This window comes from Rothia gullae, assembly GCF_024294905.1.
GTDB lineage: Bacteria > Actinomycetota > Actinomycetes > Actinomycetales > Micrococcaceae > Rothia.
Genome location: NZ_JANCOC010000001.1, coordinates 336,544 through 359,646 on the forward strand (window position 1 = coordinate 336,544; position 23,103 = coordinate 359,646).

At 59.8% G+C, this 23,103-nt stretch carries 34 protein-coding genes and 1 pseudogene; 11 read left to right on the forward strand and 24 right to left on the reverse strand.

The window, feature by feature from the left end; genetic code table 11:
* Positions 1-2: 2 nt before the first annotated feature.
* The 17 genes from NML54_RS01460 to NML54_RS01540 form a co-directional block, all read right to left on the reverse strand.
* Positions 3-1,445 carry a phage portal protein gene (locus NML54_RS01460; protein ID WP_254755556.1) on the reverse strand — a complete coding sequence of 481 codons (1,443 nt, stop codon included), beginning with the start codon at positions 1,443-1,445 and terminating at the stop codon, positions 3-5.
* On the reverse strand, positions 1,442-2,893 hold the full coding sequence (locus NML54_RS01465) for a hypothetical protein (protein WP_254755557.1): 1,452 nt from the start codon (positions 2,891-2,893) through the stop codon (positions 1,442-1,444). Before NML54_RS01465 ends, NML54_RS01460 begins: the two co-directional genes overlap by 4 nt.
* Positions 2,856-3,158, reverse strand: coding sequence for a hypothetical protein (locus NML54_RS01470; RefSeq protein WP_254755559.1), 303 nt, complete (start codon positions 3,156-3,158; stop codon positions 2,856-2,858). The genes NML54_RS01465 and NML54_RS01470 overlap by 38 nt, the downstream gene beginning before the upstream one ends.
* A 181-nt stretch (positions 3,159-3,339) precedes the next feature.
* Positions 3,340-3,663: an HNH endonuclease gene (locus NML54_RS01475; RefSeq protein ID WP_254755561.1), complete on the reverse strand. Its 324-nt coding sequence runs from the start codon at positions 3,661-3,663 to the stop codon at positions 3,340-3,342.
* A gap of 195 nt (positions 3,664-3,858) precedes the next feature.
* The gene (locus tag NML54_RS01480) at positions 3,859-4,068 is read right to left on the reverse strand and encodes a hypothetical protein (protein ID WP_254755563.1); all 210 of its coding nucleotides are present in this window, start codon (positions 4,066-4,068) and stop codon (positions 3,859-3,861) included.
* Between the two features lie 11 nt (positions 4,069-4,079).
* A complete protein-coding gene (locus NML54_RS01485; protein WP_254755564.1) occupies positions 4,080-4,241 on the reverse strand; it encodes a hypothetical protein in 162 nt (53 codons plus the stop codon).
* A gap of 173 nt (positions 4,242-4,414) precedes the next feature.
* Positions 4,415-4,978, reverse strand: coding sequence for a DUF7340 domain-containing protein (locus tag NML54_RS01490; RefSeq protein WP_254755565.1), 564 nt, complete (start codon positions 4,976-4,978; stop codon positions 4,415-4,417).
* A 12-nt stretch (positions 4,979-4,990) separates the two neighbouring features.
* Positions 4,991-5,482, reverse strand: a complete 492-nt coding sequence (locus tag NML54_RS01495; RefSeq protein ID WP_254755567.1) for a hypothetical protein — start codon at positions 5,480-5,482, stop codon at positions 4,991-4,993.
* Entirely contained in the window at positions 5,463-5,945 is a 483-nt protein-coding gene (locus tag NML54_RS01500) for a hypothetical protein (RefSeq protein ID WP_254755569.1), read from the reverse strand. Before NML54_RS01500 ends, NML54_RS01495 begins: the two co-directional genes overlap by 20 nt.
* Before the next feature lie 242 nt (positions 5,946-6,187).
* Entirely contained in the window at positions 6,188-8,746 is a 2,559-nt protein-coding gene (locus tag NML54_RS01505; protein ID WP_254755570.1) for a phage/plasmid primase, P4 family, read from the reverse strand.
* Positions 8,747-8,871: 125 nt separating this feature from the next.
* Positions 8,872-9,594, reverse strand: coding sequence for a hypothetical protein (locus NML54_RS01510; protein ID WP_254755572.1), 723 nt, complete (start codon positions 9,592-9,594; stop codon positions 8,872-8,874).
* 41 nt (positions 9,595-9,635) lie between these two features.
* A complete protein-coding gene (locus tag NML54_RS01515) occupies positions 9,636-10,382 on the reverse strand; it encodes a hypothetical protein (protein WP_254755574.1) in 747 nt (248 codons plus the stop codon).
* A gap of 28 nt (positions 10,383-10,410) precedes the next feature.
* Positions 10,411-10,905, reverse strand: coding sequence for a hypothetical protein (locus NML54_RS01520; protein ID WP_254755575.1), 495 nt, complete (start codon positions 10,903-10,905; stop codon positions 10,411-10,413).
* A 257-nt stretch (positions 10,906-11,162) separates the two neighbouring features.
* A complete protein-coding gene (locus NML54_RS01525) occupies positions 11,163-11,402 on the reverse strand; it encodes a hypothetical protein (protein ID WP_254755576.1) in 240 nt (79 codons plus the stop codon).
* Between the two features lie 2 nt (positions 11,403-11,404).
* Positions 11,405-11,743 (reverse strand): hypothetical protein, encoded by a 339-nt coding sequence (locus tag NML54_RS01530; protein WP_254755578.1) that lies wholly within the window; start codon positions 11,741-11,743, stop codon positions 11,405-11,407.
* Positions 11,724-11,936: a hypothetical protein gene (locus tag NML54_RS01535; RefSeq protein ID WP_254755579.1), complete on the reverse strand. Its 213-nt coding sequence runs from the start codon at positions 11,934-11,936 to the stop codon at positions 11,724-11,726. The genes NML54_RS01530 and NML54_RS01535 overlap by 20 nt, the downstream gene beginning before the upstream one ends.
* A 10-nt stretch (positions 11,937-11,946) precedes the next feature.
* On the reverse strand, positions 11,947-12,477 hold the full coding sequence (locus NML54_RS01540) for a hypothetical protein (RefSeq protein WP_254755581.1): 531 nt from the start codon (positions 12,475-12,477) through the stop codon (positions 11,947-11,949).
* 51 nt (positions 12,478-12,528) lie between these two features.
* On the opposite strand from NML54_RS01540, the gene NML54_RS01545 reads away from it, so the two are divergent.
* Positions 12,529-13,050: a hypothetical protein gene (locus NML54_RS01545; RefSeq protein ID WP_254755582.1), complete on the forward strand. Its 522-nt coding sequence runs from the start codon at positions 12,529-12,531 to the stop codon at positions 13,048-13,050.
* On the opposite strand, the gene NML54_RS01550 is transcribed toward NML54_RS01545, so the two are convergent.
* The 4 genes from NML54_RS01550 to NML54_RS01565 are packed head-to-tail and all read right to left on the reverse strand — an operon-like array spanning position 12,994 to position 13,993.
* Positions 12,994-13,191, reverse strand: a complete 198-nt coding sequence (locus tag NML54_RS01550) for a hypothetical protein (RefSeq protein WP_254755584.1) — start codon at positions 13,189-13,191, stop codon at positions 12,994-12,996. The genes NML54_RS01545 and NML54_RS01550 overlap by 57 nt on opposite strands.
* Positions 13,192-13,218: 27 nt before the next feature.
* Entirely contained in the window at positions 13,219-13,491 is a 273-nt protein-coding gene (locus NML54_RS01555; RefSeq protein WP_254755586.1) for a hypothetical protein, read from the reverse strand.
* Between the two features lie 10 nt (positions 13,492-13,501).
* Entirely contained in the window at positions 13,502-13,723 is a 222-nt protein-coding gene (locus tag NML54_RS01560; protein WP_070600493.1) for a helix-turn-helix transcriptional regulator, read from the reverse strand.
* A 51-nt stretch (positions 13,724-13,774) separates the two neighbouring features.
* A complete protein-coding gene (locus NML54_RS01565) occupies positions 13,775-13,993 on the reverse strand; it encodes a helix-turn-helix domain-containing protein (protein WP_254755587.1) in 219 nt (72 codons plus the stop codon).
* A gap of 159 nt (positions 13,994-14,152) precedes the next feature.
* On the opposite strand from NML54_RS01565, the pseudogene NML54_RS08945 reads away from it, so the two are divergent.
* The 8 genes and pseudogenes from NML54_RS08945 to NML54_RS01600 form a co-directional block, all read left to right on the forward strand.
* Positions 14,153-14,302: pseudogene (locus NML54_RS08945) on the forward strand (helix-turn-helix domain-containing protein); the annotation flags it as partial.
* 57 nt (positions 14,303-14,359) lie between these two features.
* Positions 14,360-14,497, forward strand: a complete 138-nt coding sequence (locus tag NML54_RS01570) for a hypothetical protein (protein WP_254755589.1) — start codon at positions 14,360-14,362, stop codon at positions 14,495-14,497.
* A complete protein-coding gene (locus NML54_RS01575; protein WP_254755591.1) occupies positions 14,485-14,769 on the forward strand; it encodes a helix-turn-helix domain-containing protein in 285 nt (94 codons plus the stop codon). The genes NML54_RS01570 and NML54_RS01575 overlap by 13 nt, the downstream gene beginning before the upstream one ends.
* A 45-nt stretch (positions 14,770-14,814) precedes the next feature.
* Entirely contained in the window at positions 14,815-15,222 is a 408-nt protein-coding gene (locus tag NML54_RS01580) for an ImmA/IrrE family metallo-endopeptidase (RefSeq protein WP_254755593.1), read from the forward strand.
* A 98-nt stretch (positions 15,223-15,320) separates the two neighbouring features.
* Complete coding sequence (locus NML54_RS01585; protein WP_254755594.1) at positions 15,321-16,286, forward strand: tyrosine-type recombinase/integrase; 966 nt, start codon at positions 15,321-15,323, stop codon at positions 16,284-16,286.
* 242 nt (positions 16,287-16,528) lie between these two features.
* Entirely contained in the window at positions 16,529-17,530 is a 1,002-nt protein-coding gene (locus NML54_RS01590; protein ID WP_254755596.1) for a metal ABC transporter solute-binding protein, Zn/Mn family, read from the forward strand.
* On the forward strand, positions 17,531-18,430 hold the full coding sequence (locus tag NML54_RS01595; RefSeq protein WP_254755597.1) for a metal ABC transporter ATP-binding protein: 900 nt from the start codon (positions 17,531-17,533) through the stop codon (positions 18,428-18,430).
* Positions 18,427-19,347, forward strand: coding sequence for a metal ABC transporter permease (locus NML54_RS01600; protein WP_254755598.1), 921 nt, complete (start codon positions 18,427-18,429; stop codon positions 19,345-19,347). Before NML54_RS01595 ends, NML54_RS01600 begins: the two co-directional genes overlap by 4 nt.
* Positions 19,348-19,622: 275 nt before the next feature.
* On the opposite strand, the gene NML54_RS01605 is transcribed toward NML54_RS01600, so the two are convergent.
* Positions 19,623-20,087 carry a Fur family transcriptional regulator gene (locus NML54_RS01605; protein ID WP_254755600.1) on the reverse strand — a complete coding sequence of 155 codons (465 nt, stop codon included), beginning with the start codon at positions 20,085-20,087 and terminating at the stop codon, positions 19,623-19,625.
* A 157-nt stretch (positions 20,088-20,244) separates the two neighbouring features.
* On the opposite strand from NML54_RS01605, the gene NML54_RS01610 reads away from it, so the two are divergent.
* Positions 20,245-20,922 (forward strand): MBL fold metallo-hydrolase, encoded by a 678-nt coding sequence (locus tag NML54_RS01610; protein WP_254755602.1) that lies wholly within the window; start codon positions 20,245-20,247, stop codon positions 20,920-20,922.
* 53 nt (positions 20,923-20,975) lie between these two features.
* Positions 20,976-21,404, forward strand: coding sequence for an HIT family protein (locus NML54_RS01615; RefSeq protein WP_254755603.1), 429 nt, complete (start codon positions 20,976-20,978; stop codon positions 21,402-21,404).
* Positions 21,405-21,530: 126 nt separating this feature from the next.
* Here NML54_RS01615 and budA read toward each other — a convergent pair whose 3' ends face one another.
* Together budA and NML54_RS01625 are read right to left on the reverse strand one after the other, a co-directional pair.
* The gene (gene budA, locus NML54_RS01620; protein ID WP_254755605.1) at positions 21,531-22,280 is read right to left on the reverse strand and encodes an acetolactate decarboxylase; all 750 of its coding nucleotides are present in this window, start codon (positions 22,278-22,280) and stop codon (positions 21,531-21,533) included.
* Between the two features lie 270 nt (positions 22,281-22,550).
* Positions 22,551-23,039, reverse strand: coding sequence for a GNAT family N-acetyltransferase (locus tag NML54_RS01625; RefSeq protein WP_254755607.1), 489 nt, complete (start codon positions 23,037-23,039; stop codon positions 22,551-22,553).
* Positions 23,040-23,103: the final 64 nt, after the last annotated feature.

Sequence of the window (23,103 nt, forward strand, 5' to 3'; positions counted from 1 at the left end):
AATCACTCCTTTACAAGCTCTTCTACCTCACCTGGGCTAGACACCTCTTCGGGCTTAGATTGACGAGAAGAAACCAGCTGAGCAATCGTCTGCGAAGCCTGCGCACGACGTTTATCCGCCCACAAACGCTGAATACTCGCGTCGTCATACCCAAGCTTCTCCAAAATGACCTGAGACTCAGCAAGCCACGGCATCACCTGCACCTGCTTCAACACAGCGTCTGCAGCAGCCGAATCCGACACATGCACCGTCGGAGCAAACCACGGCTCCACCAGCGACACGCCCTCAATAGAGCCCTCACGCAAAGCAACAGACAGCAACGCCACCTGCCGCAGAGACTGCTTGAACCCACGAATCGCGCGTTCAGCCGCCAAACGCAAAGGATCACGCTGTGACTGAATCGCCGAATCACTCGACGGATTATCCGACGGGAAACCCAACTCATCGAGCGGAATCTGAGACTCCGCAGCCAGCAAAGACGCCCACTGACGCAACTGGTCAGTATGCGGCTGCATGCTAATCTGCGGGAACTGCCCCACAGTCGGCACTTCACCTTCTTCGTCCCTGCTGATAGTCAGCAGTCGAGAGGTCAACGCGGACCACTTCGAGCCAGCCAGAGCCTCTTCATCAGCACCAAGCATGTACCTCTGCGGGGAGGCATAGAACTCCGCACCGATTTCCGAGCGAACAATCGTGCGGATTGCCGAATCAGTCAACGACATAACAGCCTTGGAGATACGCGAGCGCCCAAAAGGATTGCGCAGGTCAGCGCCCACAATAATGGGCACCAGCAGAGGGCGGCCGGTCTTGTTGGGGATGACCTCAACCGCGGAGCGCCCTGTGGTGTCATCGAAGACTACCTGCACGGTCTTATCTGCAAAGTACGCGACGAACTCGGTCGGGATGAACGAGGTGGTGCCGTCTTTGCGAATCTCTGAAACAGTCAGACCGGCTGAGAGCGAGCGCGTGCGGGGGTTCCAGATACCCGTTGCCCAGTGCGCGGAGCGAGGGAGCCAGAGCACTTCAGGTTCACCCTTGGTAGTGTCGCCTTCAGTCACCGTGATAAAGGCACAAGAGTGAATGAGCGCACTACTGACAGCCTGAGAGAACGCCTCCTGGAAGCCGTTGTCAGCTACGAGAGCATTCAGCCCGTGCGGGTCGTCCTCTTCTGAGGTGGATACGAACCGTTCGAAGCGGATACGGTCTGCCAGTACGTCAACTACCTTGCCCGGCCAGCCGAGGACAGACCCGATATTCAGGAACTGCCGCGGGAGACTAATTCCGAGGTCTCGGAGCGTCATCTTCTGGTCGTAGTATGCCTGCCGCTGGGCGTTCATGGCTCGCTTGGAGCCGAGCTGGTCAATCATCGCCTGTACTTGGCGGCGCTCAGTCTCGGTGAGGAGTTCCGCAGGGATTGCCTGCACGCTGGGAATATACGCGGTCATACGCTAATCACCTGCTTTCTCTTGATGGGGTTACGTCGTGTGACTTTGGCACCCCAGTAGGCCAGGGTCGCTGCTTCGAACATCGTGACACTCCCGCCTTCTGGCGCCTGCCAGCCGAAGCCACCACGATTGCCAATCTTTCGCCTGGAAGCGGCAAGCACCTGCGCCGTCATTTCTGGCTGAGCGCTATGGGCAACATCGTGGCCGATAACAGCCTGGTCGAACATAGCATGTGCCGCAATGACCTGGTCTAGGGAAGGCTGCCAGATAAGCTTTTTGTTCCTCACCCCGGCGTCTTGAAGCGCCTGGATCAGATAGCCCACGCCCGCTTTACCATCAATGACGATTTGGGCTGCACGCTCCTGCTTGGACGCAAGAAAATCCACCAGCCAGCCGGTGCCTGCGGAGAGCGGCTCGGAACGGATACCCTCGATGAACACGGGCCCCTCTTCGGGGCGGCGTGCCACAGCGAGTGCGACCTCCAACCCGTCCGGCGAGAAACGCACACCGTACACGTCACGACCAGTTTCTGGCGCAGTGCCTTCCAACGCGTTCCACGCGTCCGGGGTGAACGCGTTGGTCACGCCTGCCAACTCATCCCAGACTCCAAGGGCTTCACGACGGAAGGACTCATCAGAGCCGAGCATTTTACGTAATCGCCCAAAGGCTGTAGCGCTAGTGCGCTCCGGGTAGGACGGGTTAGCTTTTGCCCACTGCCGCTTATCATCCAGGCGCCCATCGGGGTCTGCAGAGAACTCTACATATAGAGTGTCTTTATCCCCTTTGAGCGCATCTTCTCTACGCTGCCGGAAGACTTCGCCTGGGTCGTTGGGACGCGGCGGAGTGCCCAGCATAATCACCAAACCGTTTGGGGCCGCGTTGGTCGCCGGAACCATATCGTCCATAGCTTTCTCGGAGAGAATCTGCGCCTCATCGAAGACCAGCACGTCGACCTTCGCAAAGCCACGACCGAAGCCGTTCTCTCGCGCGCCGAAGAGGATGCGGGAACCATTGGCGAACTCAATACCTTCTGAGCCTGCTGCGCGGTGCACATGCCCAATGAACGGCATAATGTCCGGCTTATTCGCAATTCCCTGCATGGAGCGGAACGTCTCATTATGGGTACGAGCACGGTGGGCAGACCACAGGACAAATGTCCCGGGGAACGCCACGCACAGCCCGAAGATGAGACCAGCAATGGTGTGGGTCTTACCCACCTGACGTGGCAGGGAAAACACCGCACCACCAACGCCACACGCATAGATACCATCCGCACGCTTTGCCACCAGAAGCTTCCCCAGCGACATCTGCCAAGTATCCAACGGGTACCGCATACGACGAAGAGCCTGCGCCAGATGAGGCCAGGCTGTCGTTTCAATGTCTGCCGGGATAACTAGGTGCCGTGCAAGGTCAGAGAGCTTGCGGGTCGAACGGGACGTCTTCGACATACCCCGCCTCCCTAGCTTCGGCCCCAAGGGTCTCTTCTAGGGTCTCCAGCTCTTCAATCTCTTTCGTCAAGTCCTGGTAACGGCGTGCGAGCGCAGCCAGGTCACGCGCTAACGTGTTGGGATGTTCCAGATGACTTGCAACGATACGCCTCAAAATTCGTAGCTCTGCGAGGCGACCTGCTCCGGCTTCAATGGCGGAGGTCAGTTCACCTTCTGCTCCATGTCCTACAGGAGGCAGCTGCTTAGGCTTCCCGATCTTACTCACGGCCACCCCTCTCGCTATGTGGAAAATCAGCGCAAAAATATCGCTATCGCCGGAGGGCGCGAACTCACCCTCCGGGGGAGGGGGTACCCCCCTGGTCCTGTTTGCTTCAGGTGGTTTGCCCCGGTTGATGATGTCCCCCTTATAGCGGTGAGAGGTCACCGGCTGGGGTGGATGGTTGGGGCTAAAGGATCAGTGTTGTTTTTGGTCTCAGCGTTTCTGCAATTCGTATTGTCTTGAGAGCTTGAGAGCGTTTGCTTCCGAGCTTTCCGCCGAGTTTCTGGTTGCATTGGCGGCAGATGACGCGAACGTTTTCCGCTACATCTTTGCCACCTTCAGCGTGAGCTGTCACGTGGTCAAGCTCGGGACTATTCGGTTGCTTCGATCTGTGCCAGTCGTAGGCGACGAAACAAATCGGGCAACGCATGTCGCCGCGTTCAAAGGCCGCGGCGAGTTCTTGTTTTCGGAGGTTCTTCCAGCGGGCGGTGCCGGTGCGGCTGGTCGCCATATGCTTCCTCCTTCTTCCACTCTTCAGTTGTAGCTTGCGGGCTGGTGCCTGGTGGGGGGAGGCTATATGCTTTCCCTCCTCCCCCCCCACCAGAGGAAGAATCCGACACGATTGAACGTGTCTCCCGCTTCATTACCCCCCCTCTGCTAGGCAGAGGGCACACTCGGTCTATCGGCGTGCGGTGGGTAGCTGCGGTCACTGTATTTGGTCGCAGTCGTCACAGTCGCATTCACTCCCGATGATGGTGCGTAGCTGAGCCTTGGAGATGATGAGCTCGAAGGTGGAATTGAAGTCGAAGAAGGTCCGACCCCAGCTGATGTCGACGTCCCATTCTGCGGGGAATCGCTCGTGGAGTGTTGCGAAGATTTTGTCCTCTTCTTCGTCGGTGAAGCTTCTACGGCACATGGTGCCACTCCTTAGATGGTGAGGGTGAGGGTTGTGAGCAGTGTGGCGAGCAGGAGTGCTCCTGCGATGGTGCAGGTTACGGCTCGTGGCGCCCCGTTGGTTGTGGCGATGTCCACTGCGTTGACGGTTAGGTTGGTGCCGATGATGGCGGTGATGATTGCGACGGGGAGCATCGTTTTTGCTTTCTGGTACAGTCGGAGCCCCTGTCCGTTGTTGGGCAGGGGCTCCGACTGAAGTGACTACACGCTGCTAACCATTGAGTGTCGTCGTCTGTGATCCGCCGCTTTCATGGCCCCCCTGTTTGTTTTTGGGCACTATGAAGCTGGGCCACAGTGTACACAAGTTTTCAGGTGATTGCAATGAGTGCGGTGCGGATGGTGTCGATGCCGTGCCAGGTGGTTTTACAGGCGGCGCAGATGGCGGTTTCGGCGCGTAGGTGGAAGTGGATTGCTTCACCTACTCGTTGTTCGCCTTCGCTGGTTTCGGTGACGACCCATTCGGCGCCGCAGTTGGGGCAGGGTACGCGGATTGGGATGGCGGTTTCGTCGAGTGCTTTGATGGCTTCGCGCCAGCCGGTGAGTTTGGTGGTGGCGTAGTCGGTATCGACGTGGTGCGCCCAGTTGGTGAGTTTGTCGGCTAGGGTGGCGTGTTTGTAGATCTGGTGGGTGGCGGGCAGGTCGTACCTGATTTGGTGTTCGATGGCGGCTTTGATGAGGAGGGCGTGGTCATTGCAGGGACTGGTTGATTTGAAGCCTCCGCCGCCGGGCCCGGTGTTGGGGCGTTCGGTGATGGCGTGTTCGAGTTGGTCGAGAAGGGGTAGGGCTCGGATGTAGAGGGTAGTCCCGTGCCAGGTGTGGGTGGCGGTGTGGTAGCTGGTGAATTCGTGTAGAAGTGAGTCCAGGGAGAGCATGGTGGCGTGTCCTTAGTGTTGTGGGTGGGCCGGTGGGTGGGGCTGTGCGGTGAGGGGTGTGATGACGATGAGCAGGCCGGGGACTTCTTTGCTGAAGCCGCCGTGGTGTAGGTGTGGGCCGTCGAGGTGTTCGTGGTTGTCGTCTGGGAGGAGCCCGGCTTGCACGTAGGTGTCGATGATGGCTTTAGCGACGGGGTAGAGGTTGGCGGGGTCGTAGCGGCCTCGGTGTGCTTTGTAGACCCAGATGTCGATTTGTGCGTGGGTGAGGGTGGGGATTTGGTGGCTTGGGTGCTCGTTCTTCCATTGGTGGATGTCGTGGTTGGCTGCGTGCTTCCACTGGTCGGCGTTGGCGCGGTAGGTGCGCCAGTGGGTTCCGTTGGAGCGGTTGATGGAGAGGAGGGTTTTTCCGTCGAGGGGTATCCAGCGGAGGTAGCGGCTTTGGATGCGTGGGGTGGCGCGGAGTTTGATTTCGACGTCGGGGGTTTCAGAAGGGTGGAGCGTCATTGGTGTGTTCCTTTCTAGCCTTTGAGGTGGTGAGGTTGGTTCCGGGGAGCTGCACGGGGAGGTGGCAGTGGTGGGCGGGGATGATGGGGTAGGGGTACCCGTGGCTGGGCGGCAGGTCGAGCATTTGCAGGCGTACGGTGGTGGCTGCGTGTTCGAGCCCGTAGAGGTGGATGCCGAGTGCTTGGGCGAGGGCTAGCCCCGTGGGGGTGAGTCGGGTGGGGTTGGCTCGTGCGGGGAAGGCGGAGATGTCGTGGGTTCGCCCGGTGAGGATTACGGCACCGCAGTTGTGGCAGCGGTTGGGGTAGGCGGGGCGTGCCTGGGTGGGGTTCTTGGTGCGCCCGCGCTTATCGGTGTTCGATAGGTGGTGTTCCCACCAGGCGGTGGTGAGAGCGGGTGGGGTTGCCTCGGGCTCCACGGGGGTGGGCTGGGATGCCTTCTTCTTGGTGGCAGGTTTTCGGGGCATGGTGGTCTTTCGGGTTGCGTGGAAAAGTTGTGTCACTGGGTGTTTTGCCTTGTCGGCAGGTTTTCAGTGACACAAGTGACACAAGGTTCTATATGCATGGCTGTAACGGGTGTGTGTGCGCGCGTTGTGTTTGTTATCTACTTGTAAAAGTTGTGTCACTTGTGTCACTGATTTATGGTCTGACTTGGGAAAACCTCAGTGACACAAGGGTTAAAAGTTGTGTCACTTTGTGTCACTTTGTGTCACTGCCAAATGTCAGAATCTTTGAGCTGCAGACCGCCGAACACGCGCCCGCCGCTGTTTGTTGCGCGCGGTGCGTCTCGACCGACCAGCACCCCGTGCACCTTCAACTGGGACGCGAACGCCCTGCCCTTGACAGGCTCCAGCCCTTCCTCGGCACACCAGATGTGGTAGGCCTGGCGTAGGTCGGTGACCGCCACGGTGTAGTGCTTGTTGCCGGGGTAGAGGTCGCAGCGGGCGGCGAGGAACTGACCGACCGTGTCCTGGCTGGACTTGTAGGCTTCGGTGGCGGCGCGGACTGCCTCGGGCGGCTGCAGTCCGTCACGGAAGTATGCGACTGCGCCTTGGATGATCCATGCGAGCACTGCCGCCGCGTCGGCACGCAGCTTCTCCGGTAGGAGCTCGTCGCGTTCTTCGGCGGGGACGGTGTGGACGAACGGGACGAGGTTCATGCGCCTCCACACGGACTCGCCGCCGTCTTCAACGGCGGGCTGGTGGTTGCCCATCAGGTGTAGGTGGTGGGTGGGGGTGAACTCGAAGAAGTCCTTGCTCATGAAGCGGGCGGTGATGCGGTCGCCGCCGGTGAGCATCTTGAGTTTCGCTTCGTCGAGGGTGTCGGTTGCGTTGGTTTCGGAGCCGACGACGAAGCGTTTGCCGTTGAGGCGTGCGAGTTCGGTGGCGTGTTCTTGGAAGGGTTTCTTCATGAGGAATCCGGCGGGTAGGGTTGCGGCGTAGTCGCCGAGTGCGCCGGCGATGGCGTCGTAGTAGACGGACTTGCCGTTGCCGCCGGTGCCGTAGGCGAAGGCGAAGACGTGCTCACGCTGCAGACCGGTCGCAGAGTAGCCGGCAAGCCTCTGCATGTACCCGGTGAGAGCCTGGTCGTGGTTGAAGGTGGTGGCGAGGAACCGCTCCCAGGTGGTGGAGGTGCCTGCGGGTGCCACGGCGGTTTGTTTGGTGTGCATGTGCCCGGGCGTGTGTGGCATGAGTTCTCCTGTTCTGAGGTTGATGATTCCGGTGGGGGTGTTGAGTTCGTCGAGGTGGGTGTCGAAGGCGGAGGCGGGGACTGCGATGGTGGGCTGGACTTTGAGGAGTCCGAGTAGGGCGGTGGAGCCTCGGTGGGAGCGGGCGTAGCGGATGAGCGCGTGCGCTTCCTTGTTGACTCGTGGTGCGCCACCTTCAGGGCCTGGTTCGATGGGTGGCTTGAGGGCGGCTGCGAAGCTCAGCAGCGCGAGCTTGGTGTCGCCGCCAGTGTCGGGCTGTTCGGTCCAGCGGGTGCCGGTCCAGTGGAAGAAGCGGCCGCGATCCGTGTTGAAGCGGACGTGGTTGCCGAAGAGGGCGGTGAAGGCGCGGATGAGCCCGAGTTCGGTCCAGTCGGTAATGGTGGTGGCGCCGTCACTGCTGGTTGTGGGTTCTTCCGTGGTGGTGGTTGCTGTTTCGGGTGCCTGTTCCCTCACCGCCGGCACCTCTGACGGTGCCTCTGTTGTGGCGGGTGGCGGTGTGGGTGGTGCCGGGTGGCGTGCGGGTAGGATGTCGGAGAGTTTCACGGTGATGGGTGCTTTCTCACCAAATCCTGCGGCTGCGAGGGCGCGTGCGGCGGCGGTGTCGTCACCGCCATGGTTGAGCAGTGAGTAGGCGCGGAATTTGGTGATGGGTTCTTCGATGGGGAAGTTGGGGACGGAGGATGAGAAGACGTAGAGGCGGTCGCGGTCGTCGGCGTGGCCGGTGGATGCGGAGTGCCCGTCGCGGGGGTTTTTGCCGGGGCGTGTCCAGAACCGTTCACCGCTGGTGAGCGTGGAGTGGAGGGCCCAGCCGTGGGGGGTGAGGATGTCTGCCCAGTCGGTCTGTCGTTCGTAGTCGTCTCCGGGCTTCAGGCCGCCCTCTGCCGCGCTTTCACCCGTGGGGCGGGTGATGGTGGGTTTGGGGGTGCTAAAGAGCGTTACGGGGGCCTCTGGGGTTTCGTCGAGGGTGTCGGTGATTGCCTTGTGGAAGGCTGCGCGCTCGGTTTCGGTGATGGTGGGGGCGGTTTCGGGTCCGCCGGCAAGCACCTGCCAGGGGTTGCCGGTCTTGTGGTGGCTGCCGGGGGTGGGTGCGGCGATGAAGTAGCCGCCTTCGCCGCGGGTTTCGGCGAGGACTTCACCGGCGGCGTTGCGTGCGAGTTTGGTGTTGCCGGGCACCTTTGCGCCTGCCTCGAGGCGGTAGATCCAGTGGAAGCCGCCGGAGGGTGAGAGTTCGAGCCAGCCGCTGTTGAGGCGTTCCCAGAGGCGGGCGTGGCCGCGTTCGGTCATGGTGGCGGCAATCTTGGGCAGGTCGGCTGCGGCGCGTCCCTCAATTTCGGTCATCTCAAGACGGTCACTGGCGGCACCGGTGACGATGGCGATGCCGAGGTTGCGCCGGTTGCCGTCCTTGTACCATTCGGTGACTTCTGCGATGGGGGCGGGGGCGGTCTGGTATGCCTTCCAGGGTAGGGCGGGGGCTTTGGTGCCGTCGGGGCGGGTGGGGATGATAGAGAGGCGCTGGTTGCGTAGGTGGAGGGCGGTTTCGAGGGTGACGGGGGTTCCCATGGCGTGTCCTTCAGATGGGTTGGCTGGTCTGGTTTGGCTGGAGGGGTGGGTGTGCCCCGCGCGGTTGGTGTGTGGAAGTCCGCGCGGGGCACTATCGGGTTACCTGTGAAGGTAGATGTGCGTCGCTAGTTTGCGGCACGGATGGTGGCCACGGTCTCGGTGGTGACGGGCAGACCGGTCCCGGCGAGGGTCGCAGCGATCTGCTCATCAGCCTGGCCGGTGCCGATGAGGGCGGTGACTGCCTGGCGTACTGCGTCGGGGACGGCGGGGACCGGTGCCGGGGTTGCAGGTGCTACAGGCTGAGCTGCCGGGGCGGGTGCAGGCTGTGCCACAGGTGCAGGTGCTACAGGTGCCGCGGGTGCTACAGGCTGTGCGACCGGCTGTGCTGGTGCCTGGTTGGTGAACATGCCACCAGCCGGTGCCGGAGCCTGGTATGCCGCCGTGTAGACCTTGCGGGGGTTCGCCGGGTTCTTGCTGTTCGGGTCAAAACCGGAGAAAGTCACGGTCAGCTGGCCACCAATGTCGATAGTGCCGGCACCCACCTGGTGTACTGCCTGGCGGATGGCGGAGAGGATGGAGCCGGAGCGTCCGTCCTCAACGACCCAGAGGGTGCGCTTGCCGGTATCGTTAGCGTCCTGCGGGTCACGCTCAGTGGTGTCGAGGGTGACTGCGACCTGCATCTTCGGGCGGGTGCGTTCCTTGTCCCAGTAGGCAAGCTCATTGGAGCCGTACTCGGTTGCCTGGCGTGCGTCGCTGACCTCGGTGATGGTGCCGGTGTGGGTGTCGCCGGGGTTGGTGAACTTCCAGGAGTGGGAGGCGCGGGGTGCGAAGAAATCGAAAGCGGACATTATGGTTTTCCTTTCAAAAGGGGGTTGATAAAAAATGGGGGTTAGATGGTCGCCTGCTGTGCGGCCTTATCGGCAGGGCACCAGGGGCAGAACCGCTCATTGCACAGCGGGTACATCGCCAGCGTCGCGTCCTTGCCGATTGCGTCGATGAGGCTGACCAGCTGGTTTGCCTTAGCGAGCGCAGCTTCTGCAATCTCGGGCTGGTAGGGTTCCCACCAGAAGTAGGCGTCGCCAAGTTCACCGTCACGGGGTAGGAACGCGATCATGACCTGGGCGACTTCGTAGCCGGCGTTGACCCAGCCGGTGCCGTACAGGTGCGCCTGTACCCGGTACTGGTTGGATGGGCCGGAAGCCTTATATTTTTTGAGCATCGCCGGGCCGACGAATTTCCAGTCAATGACAGTGCGGTCGTTGATGCTGAACAGGTCGCTTGAGCCGGTGATGTCTACGCCGCCAATCTGCCCGACAGTGACGCGGTTCTCGACGAGGTACCCTTCGTTCTTGTGGGCGCCGAACCATTCCTCCATTTGGGTGTGGCAGGCGGTGCCGACGGTGGGTTTCCAGGCGATGCCGCGGTCGGGTTCGGTGTCTCCGGCGAGCTTGTGGATGAGACGGCGGGTGCAGTCCATGCCGATCTCGGAGGGGCCGATGCGCTTCTGGAGGCTGCGGGGATGAGCGGTGATGGAGTCAGTAATAACGTTCATGATGCCTGCGACGGTGATGTCGGCGGTGTAGGCTTCTGTCTGCCCTGCCCCTGCTGGGGGTTTGGCGATGGTGGGGGTGACCAACGTGCGTGTCCTTCCTAGTGGGTGGTGGTTAGCGGATGGTGAGGCGTGCGGTGGAGTCTTCGGCGAACTGGTCCTTCAGCGCCGGGGCGAGGGTTTTCAGGTCGACCTTGTGGATGACCCGGTAGAACTGCGGGAACGCCTCGGGGCTGTAGGTTGCGGCGAACTGGGCCTCGTTGAATCGGCGGGGGTGGGAGACGGTGAGGGTTGCGTCGCCGCAGGTGTACTTGCCGTTCGGCAGGGCCTTCAGCTGCTCTTCGATTCGGGCGGCTTCTTCCTTCAGGGCGGCGATGTCGGCCTGGATGTTGACGAGTTCGAGGGCGAGTGCCTTCAGCTGCTCGTCGGTGATGGTTGCGCCGGTGAGGGTGGTGTGGGTGGTCATTTCGTTACCTTTCTTGGGGGTGGGGTTGAGGCGGTTGCAGCGGGCGGTGAGCCAGCCGGTGAGCGTCTCGTGGTTGTGGACGTCACGCGCTGTGGTGAGCGTGGTGACGGGTACTGGGGGTGCCGCCATCGCCTTCGTGGTCATGAAGGGAATCCAGGGCTCCCTACCTTCTGCTTTTGCACGCCTCTGTTCGCGTTTGATGCAGGTTTTGCAGTCGGGGTTGGTTTGGTGGGCGGGTTGCCCGCAGGCGGCGCAGACGTTTTTGCGGGGTGTGGGGATGCCTCGGGGGTCTCCTGCCCTGCACCAGCGGGCGTGCCTGTTGCCGCAGGCTGCGCAGTTGGGGTTGCGTTCTAGCGCGTCCTGCCCGCATGCCCCGCAGAGCTTCTTGACAGCCATGGGGTTTACCGCCTCTTGAGGGCGATGAGGCTGGCGGTTGCGGCGAGCACGGACAGGGCGAGCGCTGCGTTCGCCTTGGCGTCGAGTGCCTCGTTGGCTTCGTTGAGTGCGTTGACAGCGATGGTGAGGCGTTTCGCCTGGGTTCGCCATTCTGCGACGTCCTGGCGGGTGGTGCGGTGTAGTTCTTGGTGGCGTTCGCGGGCTTCGAAGATGCGGTTCTCAACGCCGGAGAAGATGGTGGGCATGTTTATTTCTTCCTTCCTTCGTAGGGGTTGTTCCAATCGATGCTGGAGCGCTTCAAGCGGGGCGGGGTGAGCTGTTCCTCGTTGGGAATGATGTGCCGGTACTCGCGCTTTGCACGGAGCGCTTTTTCTGCCTGGCAGAGTGCATGGTCGAGAGTGGAGCGGGTGAAGCAGAACCCGGTGTCTTTGCTCCAGGCGGCGGGGTTGAGTGTGCGCCGGTAGACGCGGTTGGTGATGGTGAGCGGTTTGACGCCAAGGAATACGGCGGCTTCAGCCGCGCTATAGAGGGGCTTCTCCCCATCCCAGTCGCCCGGGTGCGGGAGGCTATCTGCGATATGTCCCATGGGTGTCTCCTGTGGTGTGGTTGTGGATGAATGAGCCGATGAGGATTGCGGCGGCTGCGGGGATGAGTGCGGCGGCGAAGATGATGGCGCGGAGGGCGATGTCTTCCTGTGCGGTGCCGATACCTGTGATGAGGATGGACGCGGCGACGCATGCCCAGGTGAGGGCGCGTGCGGTGCGGATAGTGCGTTCCATTGGTGGTTCCTTACGAGACGATGAGGAAAGCGAAGATGGTGATGGCGGTGATTGCCCAGACCCCGACGGTGATCCATGCGAGTTGGATGAGTCGCTTGTTGGTTTCGTTGAGCTCTTCGCGCAGGATGTCGGTTTCCTGCTGGAGAGCGTCCGCGCGGCCGTTCACATTGTTGGTGTAGGCGATGAGCTGGGCGATTGCTTCTTGGTGTTCCTTCTGCACGCTGTTAGTCAGCTTGTTGATGGTCACCTGATTGGCGTTGATGAGCATCTGTCGCCTAGTGACCCCTTTGAGGATCGTGACCGCGTGTTCAACCGCTGCTACCTTGCCTTTGGTTTCGATGACGTTCTGCCGGGTTTGTTCGTTCTGCCCTTCGAAGCGGGCGGTCCAGACGACGAGCTTGTTACAGATGTCACAGGTCTCTCCCTGTAGGGCGGCGATGGAGTTGTTGATGCTGGCGATGTCGTCGATGATGCCTTGGATTGCGGTGTGGCGGTGGTGGCGGCCTGCTGCGCGGTCACGCTTAGTCTTGGGGTTGGTCATGGTGTGTCGTCCTTCCTGACTGGTGTGGGGTGGGCGGTTAGGATTGTGGGTATGGATATCTCAACTCTTTTTTCTGGCGGTTCAGCGATTGCGGCTATCGTCTCTGTCTTTTTCGCGATTGTTTCCTGGTATCAGTCCCTTGGCTCGAAGAAAGCGAAGGCTAAGGCTGAGGAGGCACACAGGGCGGCGTTAGAGATGCGTGATGCCGCGGTTCGTGCTGCTGCGGCTGCGGAGGAGCGTGCCCGGCAGATGGAACAAATCGTTGCTGAAGAGCAGAAGCAGTCCGAGTCTCAGGCCAAGATTGAGTCTCACCTGTGGAGGCCCACATTTGAGCTGACTTGGACCAGGGGCGACACCTTTCTGCTGCGCAACGTCACTGGTGAATCCGTCGAGGTGGTTGAGGTGGCGAATCTGGATGATTTCGTCCGCTGCGAGCAGGTTCAGCAGGTGTTCCGCCCCGGCGAGTCGCTGCGCATCTTCATGCTGGGTGCTTCCGGTAAGCCGTTGCCGTCGAACCTAGAGCTTCGAATCCGTGGGGTCGATGAGGTTATCCCCGTCCCGATTCGCCGATAGCTCGCGCTCCTTTTCTTCCTTCTTTTCTTCCCAGGCATCTTTAGTTACCAAGAGGCAGAAGAGTCCGGAGATGAAGGCTGCGGTAACGCTGGCGCCGAAGCAGACGGCGTTGAATACGAGTTTGAACTGGTCGGGTTCCATTAGTGTTTTCCTTCCTGGGTGGTGCGGTTATTTTTGCTTCAATTGGTCGAGTAACTTACGAACCTTTTCCTCCCTCTTCTTTTCCGCCTCTTCTTCCTCCTCTGGGGAGAGGGGTAGAAGGAGCCCTTGGATGGTGAATTCTTTGACGTCGATGCGGTTGTCGTAGGTGATAGCCACTTCGACGTTGCTGAGTTTCATCCCCGCGGCAATCTGCCGGATCAGGCGGAGGGTTCTTTCTCCGATTTCTTGGAGCATGTTGTTCTCTTCGGATGAGAAGAGAGGCTCTTCATGCGGGTTCATTACTGGCTCCTTAGTTGTTGGTGTGAGTGACAGGCAGCTTGCTCAGCCAGGCGGTGACGGCGGTTGAGGTGTAGTAGACGCGGCCTCCGCGCTGTCCCGTGGTGGTTCGGATGAATTCGGGTCCGGTGCGTGCCGTTCGCCAATCGGCGAGGGTCGTGGCAGAAACGCCGAGAGCCTCGGCAAGTTCATCGGGCGACCAGATGGTTAGTCCCTCGTGAGGGATGGTTAGCATTTTGTGTCCTTTCTATGGATGAGTCTAATTAGACTCACATGGGTAAAAATTTTAGGGCGTGGTCTCACCCCGCAGGAGTCTATGGGCGGGGACTCCTAGCCAGTCGGAGATTTTGGCGAGCTCGGATAGTCGCAGGTCTGCCTTGCCTCGCAGGGCATGACTGACGTATTTTTGCGATTTTCCTAGCTTTTCGGAGAGCTCCGCTTGGGTTTTTCCCTGCCCACGCATGGCGTATCCGATGGCCGCGAGCGCCTTGTCTGTCTCGGTCATGCGCACCTCCTTTCCTGTGGTGATATGCCTAGTATGACCCCAATTAGACTCAAAATCAAGTTTTTATGGTAAAAATTTTTTCCTAGAGGTAATCTAGTTGATATGGGACAACAATCTACAGCTAGAGTCACCGCACTGATTGCCGCGATTCACGAGGAAATGAGAGCGCTCGCAGCACGCCGGGGCTTCTCTCAAAGGCGGCTACAGGATGAGGCAGGCGTGAGTCAGTCAGTCATCTCAAAAACGATGTATCGCAATGCCTCTACACTGTCGCTAACCCAAGCGGAAGCCTTGGCAAATGCCCTCGGTGAGCCTCTCTCTGTGATCATTGAGCGGGCAGAGCGCAAAATCGCCGTGCGAGACCAAGTGGCTGCTCCCCTTACTGATGCTCAGTTGGCTGCGCAGATTTTGGCGCGTGCCGAAGCCGCAAAGCAGGCAGGATATGCTTTGGCGGCACACCCTGCGGACGATGTTGTTAGTGAGGACTCTGGATGGGTAGCGTAAAAGGAAACCGCAGAGGCACGGGTCCGGCAAGTCGCTTTAGTCAGCTCATTAACGCGGAATTGCGTGCCGAAGTTGCGAGGCAACGTCTGAGCTTGCGGATGCTGGAAGATATGACGGGGATTAGTAAGACTCGTTTGAGCAATACTATTAACCAAGATGCGTCACCTCTCAATACCAATGAGGTGGACTTGCTTTGCGAAGCGCTTAGGTTGAGCCCCTCGGATATCTTCCTGAAGGCGTACACTGCCCAAGAGAAAGAGATGGGGCTATAACCGGCTTCGGCACGTAGCCTCCATCTGTAAATCACCGATTCACTTATGACTTCAACAAATACATATGACCCGGATGCCCATGCCGCAGAGCTGGGCATCCGCATCATTGACGCCCAACCACCCGCCGGGACCCTCGCCCTCTGGGACGAGACAACAAGGACGATTCTCGCAAGCCCAGGGCTACTACACCGGCAGCGCCGATGCGTCCTTGCACACGAGCTGGCACACGCCGTCAATGGCGACACCCACTCTCCCCTCGACACTATCGCCGCGCTTAAGCGCGAACGTAAGGCTGACCTGACCGCCGCCGGCTGGCTTCTTGATCCTGTAGCGGTGCGGACGGCGCTGGCTGTGTCGCCCGATTCGTTGTCTGCTGCGGCGGCTGATTTGGATGTGACCCCGAGGATCCTCTCTGCGTGGCTGGAGGGAAGGAAAGGAGAAGAGCGATGGTGAGGGATCCGTTGCCTATTGGGTCGCATGGTGTGATTACTGTGCGGCGGTTGCGGGCGAAGACGTGGCGCGCTAGGACGTATTTTCGTGATGAGCGTGGTGTGCGTCGTGATGTGACGGCGCAGGCGGCGACTCGTGCGGCGGCTGAGACGAAGCTGAAGCTGAAGCTGTCGAGTCTGCCGGCGGCTGGTCAGTCGGTGAACGCGAGCATGACGATTAGTGAGGCTGCGGAGCGTTGGCTAGGTGGTCTGGATGCTTCGCTGTCGACTAATACGGTGAGGAACTATCGGTTGTTGGCGGCGGCGGTGAGTCGTGATTTGGGTTCGCTGCAGTTGCGTGAGGCGACGGCGGGTGGTTTGGATTCGTATTTGGGGTCTGTTTCTGCCCCGTCTGCGCGTCATAATCGGCGCCTGGTGCTTCGCATGATTTTTGATGAGGCGGTGCGGCTGGGCGCTGTTCCGTATAACCCTGTACTGTCGACGAAGTCGGTGAAGGGGACAAAGAAGACGGTGCAGGCGCTGAGCTTGGAACAGGTTCAGCAGCTCCGGTCGCTGGTCTCTGGTGATTTGGCTGATCTGGTGGATGTTCTGCTGGGCACAGGGTGCCGCTGGGGCGAGGGCGCGGGCCTGCGCTGGGAAGACGTTGATCTGGACGCTGGCACGGTGACGGTGAATGGCACGCTGATTCATGGTGCCGGCTGGCAGGCGGACACAAAGACTCATCAGTCACGAACCCTGCAGGTGCCGGCGTTCGTGCTGAAGGTGCTGCAGAGGCGGCGAGCGCAAGCCGCGGCGGGTGCCGTGTTCGTGTTTGAGTTTAGGGGCGCGCCGTTGAAGTACAACTCGAGTCGGGCGCAGCTGAAGAAGGCTTTGGCTGGGTCTGGGTTGGAGTGGGTGACGTGGCATGTGCTCCGTAAGACGACGGCGACGCATCTGGATCAGGTGTTGGGTTTGTCGGAGGCTTCGGTGCAGTTGGGTCATGCGTCGGAGGCTATGACGCGGCAGGCGTATGTGGCGCGGTCGAGTTCTGCGGCGTTTGCTGAGGCGTTGGAGGGGTTGGTGGCGTGAGGTCACTATTTACTCACGACTTTGGGCACCTGTTTTCTCCGATATTGGCGGCATCTCTCACTGGTATATGCCGGTGGTTGATTTTCGCTTGACTTGGTGTTTTTCGGTGATTTAGCCGTTTGAATACCCGTTTATGCCAGTCTCATTTTTGGGCGCTGGATTAATAAAGAGTTGTTTATAAGGGTGTGCGCATGATGTAGTTAAGAAACCTACAGACTAGAACGAACCGAAAGAGAACCCTCATGTCGCATCAGAAGATCACCCGCAAGCACTTCCTCACCGCAATGGGCTCACTCGCCGCATCCTCCCTGCTGCTGGCAGGCTGCGCAACCGAGAACAGCACCTCCTCCGGTTCCTCCTCCTCGGCTGGCTCCAACAACGGCAAGGTGAAGGTCGTCGCCTCCACCGACGTCTACGCAGACATCGCCAAGCAGGTTGGCGGCGACTACATTGAGGTCACCGCGCTGATTGCCTCCACCAGCACCGACCCCCACTCCTACGAAGCCACCAGCGCCGACCGCCTCAAGGCGAAGGACGCATCCCTAATCGTCATCAACGGCGCAGGCTACGATCTGTTCCTCGAAGACCTCGCCGGCAAGGACAACACCTCCCAGAAGATTGTGAACGCGGTCAAGGTCAGCGGCAAGCTCACCGACGCCGAATACACCCACCTGGTCGAGGACCACCGCGGCGGTGAACACCACGAAGACGGCGGTGACCACGCCCACGAGTTCAATGAGCACCTCTGGTACGACTTCGAAACCATGAAGAAGGTCGCCCAGCAGATCGCTGAAGAGCTTGCAGGCCTCGACTCCGCACACGCTGAGGCGTTCCGTACCAACGCATCCACCTTCTCCAAGGAACTGGACGCACTGGACACCACCGCCAAGGCAATCGCCGGTGAAGGCAAGAAGTACCTGTCCACCGAGCCCGTGCCGGACTACCTGATTTCCTCCACCGGCGCAGAGAACGCAACCCCCAGCGAATTCGCTGAAGCAGCAGAAGCCGGCAACGACGTCCCCGCACTCGTCCTGAAGGAAACCAAGGACATGGTCACCGAGAAGAAGGTCCAGCTGCTCGCCTACAACGAGCAGACCTCCACCTCCCAGACCAACGAGGTGCTGCAGGCAGCCAAGGACGCCTCGGTGAACTACGTATCCTTCACCGAAACCCTGCCGGAGAACACCAACTACCTGGCATGGATGAAGACCAACGTCAGCAACCTCGAAAAGGCGCTCTCCTAAGTGACTGACAACAATAACGGTGCCGCCCCCGCGATTTCCATTCGCGGGGGTAGCCTCGCTTTCGGGGCCCGCACCCTCTGGAAAGATTTAACCCTCGACATCGGCGCAGGCGAATACTTTGCCGTGCTCGGACCCAACGGCTCCGGCAAATCCACCTTCCTCAAAGTTGTTCTCGGCCTGACCGGACTCAACGCCGGCGAAATCTCTGTACTCGGCAAACCCGCACGCTTAGGCAACGCCGGCGTCGGCTACGTACCGCAGCAGAAGTCCATCCCCACCTCCACCCCGATGCGCGCCCGCGACCTTGTGGGACTTGGCGTGGACGGGCACCGCTGGGGTCTCCGTCTGCACGGCCGCAAATACCGTGCCAAGGTTGACGAGCTCCTCGAAGCCGTCGGCGCGACCGAGTATGCGAACGTGCCGGTGGGTCTGCTCTCCGGCGGTGAGCAGCAGCGTCTGCGTATCGCTCAGGCGCTCGCGAACGACCCGAAGATTCTGCTGGCCGACGAGGCGCTACTCTCCCTGGACCTCAACCACCAGTACGCGGTGGCTGAGCTGATTCACCGGTTCAACCGTAAACGCGGCGTGGCGGTGGTGTTCGTGACCCACGAGATTAACCCCATCATTGAGCATGTGGATCGCGTTCTCTACCTGGCGAATGGTCGTTTCACGGTCGGGTCGGTGGAAGAGGTCATGACCGGTGAGACTCTCACCTCCCTGTACGGAACCCCGGTGAGCGTGCTTAAGTCTAATGGCCGTTACGTGGTGGTGGGTGAGACTCACGCCAGCGACCACTGCCATATTGAGGGTACCGACCAGAATATTCACGGTTCCCACCTGAAGTCTGGTCTTTCTGAACCGCAGCGCACTCTACACCTTCCGGGAGGAACCACTCGATGACCATTCTTGCTTCCCTCCCCGCTCTGGCACCGGTTGCCGCCGCGCAGAATGATTTGCTCTCCCGTATCTTCGTTTTTGACCGCTACGGCGAGCTGCTGCAGATGCTGCAGAACTCCATTTTTGCTGGCGCTGTTCTGGGCCTTATCGGCGGTTTCGTCGGTATTTTCGTGATGATGCGCGACCATGCCTTTGCGGTGCACGGCATCTCTGAAATGTCTTTCGCGGGTGCAGCCCTTGCCCTGCTACTCGGCTATGACGTGGTGACCGGCTCCATGGTCGGTTCGATTGCCTCGGCTCTACTGATTGCCTTTCTTGGCTCTAAGGCGAGCAACTCGAACTCGGTCATTGGTGCGCTCATGCCGTTCGGCCTGGGCTTGGGTATTCTATTCCTCTCCCTGTACCAGGGTCGTAGCGCGAATAAGTTTGGTCTGCTGACCGGTCAGATTGTGTCCGTGGATGCCGACCAGCTGCACACCATGATTATTGGTGCGGTGGTTATTATCTGCCTGCTGGTGATGGTGTGGCGTCCGCTGAGCTTCTCCTCCCTGGACCCGGAGGTCGCGCGCGCTAAGGGCGTGCCGATGCGCTTCCTGTCCCTGGTGTTCATGGTGATTCTGGGTATTGCTGTGGCGCTGTCTGTGCAGGTGGTTGGTTCGCTGCTGGTGCTGGCGCTGCTGATTACTCCGGCGGCTGCGGCGATGCAGGTGACCGCCTCTCCGGTGCGCACCCTGATCCTGTCGGTGCTGTTCGCGGAGGCGTCCATTGTGGGAGGTATTCTGCTGGCTCTTGCCGGTTCGTTGCCGATTAGCCCCTATGTGACCAGCATTTCCTTCCTGATTTACGTGGTGTGCCGTGTGATTGGTGGCGTGAAGCGCCGCCATAGCGCGTCGGGCCGCCAGCTGGCTGAGAAGGCATAAGACCTATAGAAAGAGCCCCACCTCGGGAAATGAGGTGGGGTTCTTTCGTTGTTGTGCTGTGTTAGCGCTACGGGTTATGTATCCGGTACGCAATGCGGGCTCAACCTGTGTGGCGTTGTGTTGCCTTGTCCAGATGCCATGTGTGTCGTGCTGTAGTGGTGCCGAAGATCTTTGAAGGCGCCGTATCCGCCGTATCTTTCGTTGAGAAGGTTTTCCCCGGTGGGGGAGAGCTCCTCAGAATGAGGGGCTTAGAGGTTGCGGCGTAGCCTGCAACGTTAGCGTGCAGTGCCGCCATGCGATTCTTCCTCGCGACGTGCCAAAGTGCAGTCCGGGCAGTAACCGGTCACTTCTACCACGTGCTCCAGCTCCGAGAAGCCGTGCTGCTTGCCCATGGCCAGTGCCCAGTCCTCGAGGGCGGGTGCTTCCAGCTCAATGGCGGTGCCGCATCGGCGGCAGAGCAGGTGGTGGTGGTGGTCTTTCACCCGGCAGTGGCGGTACAGAGTCTCACCCTCAATGCCCTTGACCGAGTCGAGCTCACCGGCGTTAGCCAGCGACTGCAGCACGCGGTAGGTGGTTGCGAGAGAGACCTGTTCCTTGCGGTTCGAGAGGGTCAGGTGCAGATCCTGTGCTGAGATGAAATCGCCGAGCTCTTCCATAGTCGCCTTGATGATGCGACGCTGGCGGGTATTTCGGGCTTCGGCGGGCTTCGTAATTCTCCGTACGGGAATATGAGTGTCCATTGCTGAACCTTTCGGGGCGGAAATCTGTCCCATTGTGTGGTCGATCTTGTCTTACGACTTTACACTAGAGGCGTTCAAAAGGTGGTTGATTTGTGCTTTATCTCAAAAATTGAAGTCATCAACAGGCACGAATGAGGGTTAACGGTAGACTAAAACTATGAAAATGACGAAGTACACCCACTCATGTATCCGCCTTGAGAATGAGGGGCGCACCCTCGTTCTTGACCCCGGTAACTTTGCCGCAGAAGGCGAACACGCCACCGCGCTGGAAGGCGCCGATTACCTGTTCGTGACCCACGCGCATCCGGACCATTTTGACGGCCCGTCGGTGCTGCCGCTGATTGCTCAGCGCGCAGAGTCGCAGACCCCGTTGAAGATTTGGGCTCCCGAGGCTGTCGCCGAGGTCATCAAGGAGGCTGTACCCGCTGCTGAGGTTACCGTTGTTTCCTCTGATTCTGAGTTCAGCATCCCCGGTTTTGAGGTGAAGACCTACGGCGGTCAGCACGCCCTGATTCACCCGCTGATTCAGACCATCGCCAACGTCGGTTACCTAATTAACGGTGCCGTGTACCACCCCGGAGATTCGCTGGTGGTTCCGCACCGCGTGCGTGCGAATACCGTCCTGGTGCCGATTCACGCCCCCTGGTCGAAGGTTCAGGAAGTCATTGATTTTGTGATTGCGACCGGCGCTCAGCGTGTGGTTCCGATTCACAACGGCATGATTAACGCCAACGGCACCGGCATTATTGAGGGCCTGGTGACAAACTTCGGCGCGAAGTACGGCACTGAACTGAAGCACCTGAACCCCGGTGAGAGCATTGAGGTTGAGGCGTAAGCCTGACCGTTGAGCTTCAAACGCGCCGATGACGGCGCATGAAGGAGAGTATTGTGAGCACGATTTTTACCAAGATTATTGAGGGTGAGATTCCCGGCCGCTTCGTCTGGAAGGACGAGCACTGCGTCGCCTTCCTGGACATCATGCCCCTGTCGGAAGGTCACCTGCTGCTCGTTCCCCGCGCTGAGGTCGACCGTTGGCCCGACCTGCCGGCTGAGCTGGCAACGCACCTGTTCGCTGTGGCGCACAAGATTTCTGGTGCCCTGGATCAGGCATTCGATAAGGACCGTGTGGCTCTGATGATTGCGGGCTTCGACGTTCCGCACACCCACATCCACCTGTTCCCGGCTGACGGCATGGCTGATTACGATCCCGCTAACGCGAAGAAGGACGCGACCGCCGAAGAGCTGGATGCGGCCGCTGAGAAGGTGCGTGCTGCCCTGCGCGAGTGCGGCCACGGCGAGTTCGTGCCGGAGGCGTAAGCGCCCTTTACAGCGCGTATAAACACGACAGCGCGTATAAACACGAAGGAGCCGCCCTCTACAGAACAGTAGAGGGCGGCTCCTTCGTTAATATAGCCCGTTGCTATATCCCGGTGTGGGAGAAGCTTAGTGCTTTTCAGCCTTGGAGATCTGTTCAGCCAGGTCCTCGGGGGAGAGGTTAGCGGAGGAGAACTCGGGGGTCAGCGGCAGGTGCAGTTGCAGACCGGTACCGGGGCAAATCTCGACCTTCGCGGAGCGTAGCTTGAAGTCAACCACGTGGCCGCCGCGGGTGCGCTCGTCGTCGATGAAGTGAGCGTGGCAGCCGGGCACCGAAATGCCCTGCTCATAGATGGGGGTGCGGAAGCCAACAATCGTGCCGGTCACGTTATCGAACTGGACGATGTCTTCGTTCTCGGTGGCTGCGACCATCTTCGGGTAGGGCTTTTCCTGCTTCTTCACGGTGCGGGTGCGGACCCACTCGAACTCGCCGTAAATCTTGATGGCGTACATGTAGTTCTTGGAGACGGTGAAGTCATCCAGAATCTGCGAGGCAGACTTACGCAGCAGGTTCAGCGGCAGTTCGCGCTTGATCATGGGCACGAAGTTGGTGACCACGGCGTAGGGGGTCTGCTGGCGCAGGTCGGGCAGGGATACGGAGCCGTCGTGTCGTACCTGGTAGCAGACCCCGTCGAGGACGACCATTTCGCCGTCGAGGCCGTTGAAGGTACCCACACCGAAGTTGCCGTGGCTCAGGAGCTCACCGATGGTCATCTCGCCATCGTAGATGCCGTCCAGCAGCTGGGACATGAGGCCGGTCTGAAAAACTTCGTTACGGAAAACAGTTTCACCGTTTAGGATGGTCGGCTGATATGCCATGAGATTTCTCCTCGTTACAGTGGATGCGGCGTCAGACGGGTCGATCGGTCATCGGCGATACTCGCCCTAGCCGATGCTAAAAAAGGGGAAGGGCGGCGGGGAGAACACGGCGTTGTGATGTCGTTTCTCGCGGAATTCGTAGGTGCCGCCGACCGGGCGCACGCACTTTCATTGTACGCCCGTGCAGGAAGAACCCCGGGACTAGCGGGTACGACATCTTAGGATGTGGCCCGCTACCTGCTCCTACAAGGGAAGAGGAGGTAGGGCCCGCTAGAGCTCCAGAAGCATCTCTACGTGCCTAATTCCAACCTCAAGATACGGCTCTCCCACTTGCACAAACCCCGCCGCACCATAGTAGCTGTCTTTCAAATATGATTGGGCGCTAATCACCAGCTGACGAGCTTCCGTATTTTCACGAACCCAGCCAATCGCCTCATGCAGTAGGGCACGCCCCAGGCCGGTGCCACGCGCCTCCTCACGGACAGCTACTCGACCGATGGTCCAAGCACCTTCGATAGGGCGGTGGTAGCCATCATCTACTGTCATAAGATCAAAGATCCGCAAGTACGCTAAGACCCGCCCAGACTCATCTGCGTGGAAGAAATGAACAGACTCGAAGTCTGCTTCGTCGGGTTCCTGCGCAAGAATCTGCTGACCCACAGTAAAGACCATCGAACGGATGATATGAATCTGCTGTAGTTCCCTTAGAGTCAGCTCGTTGAAGTGCTTTGCCTGAAAATATGCGGAGGAATTTGGCAACGGCGTTTCCTTTCAAATACGTTCTGCCTGATGAAAGAACATACCCCAGTGTTGAAAGCTCTGT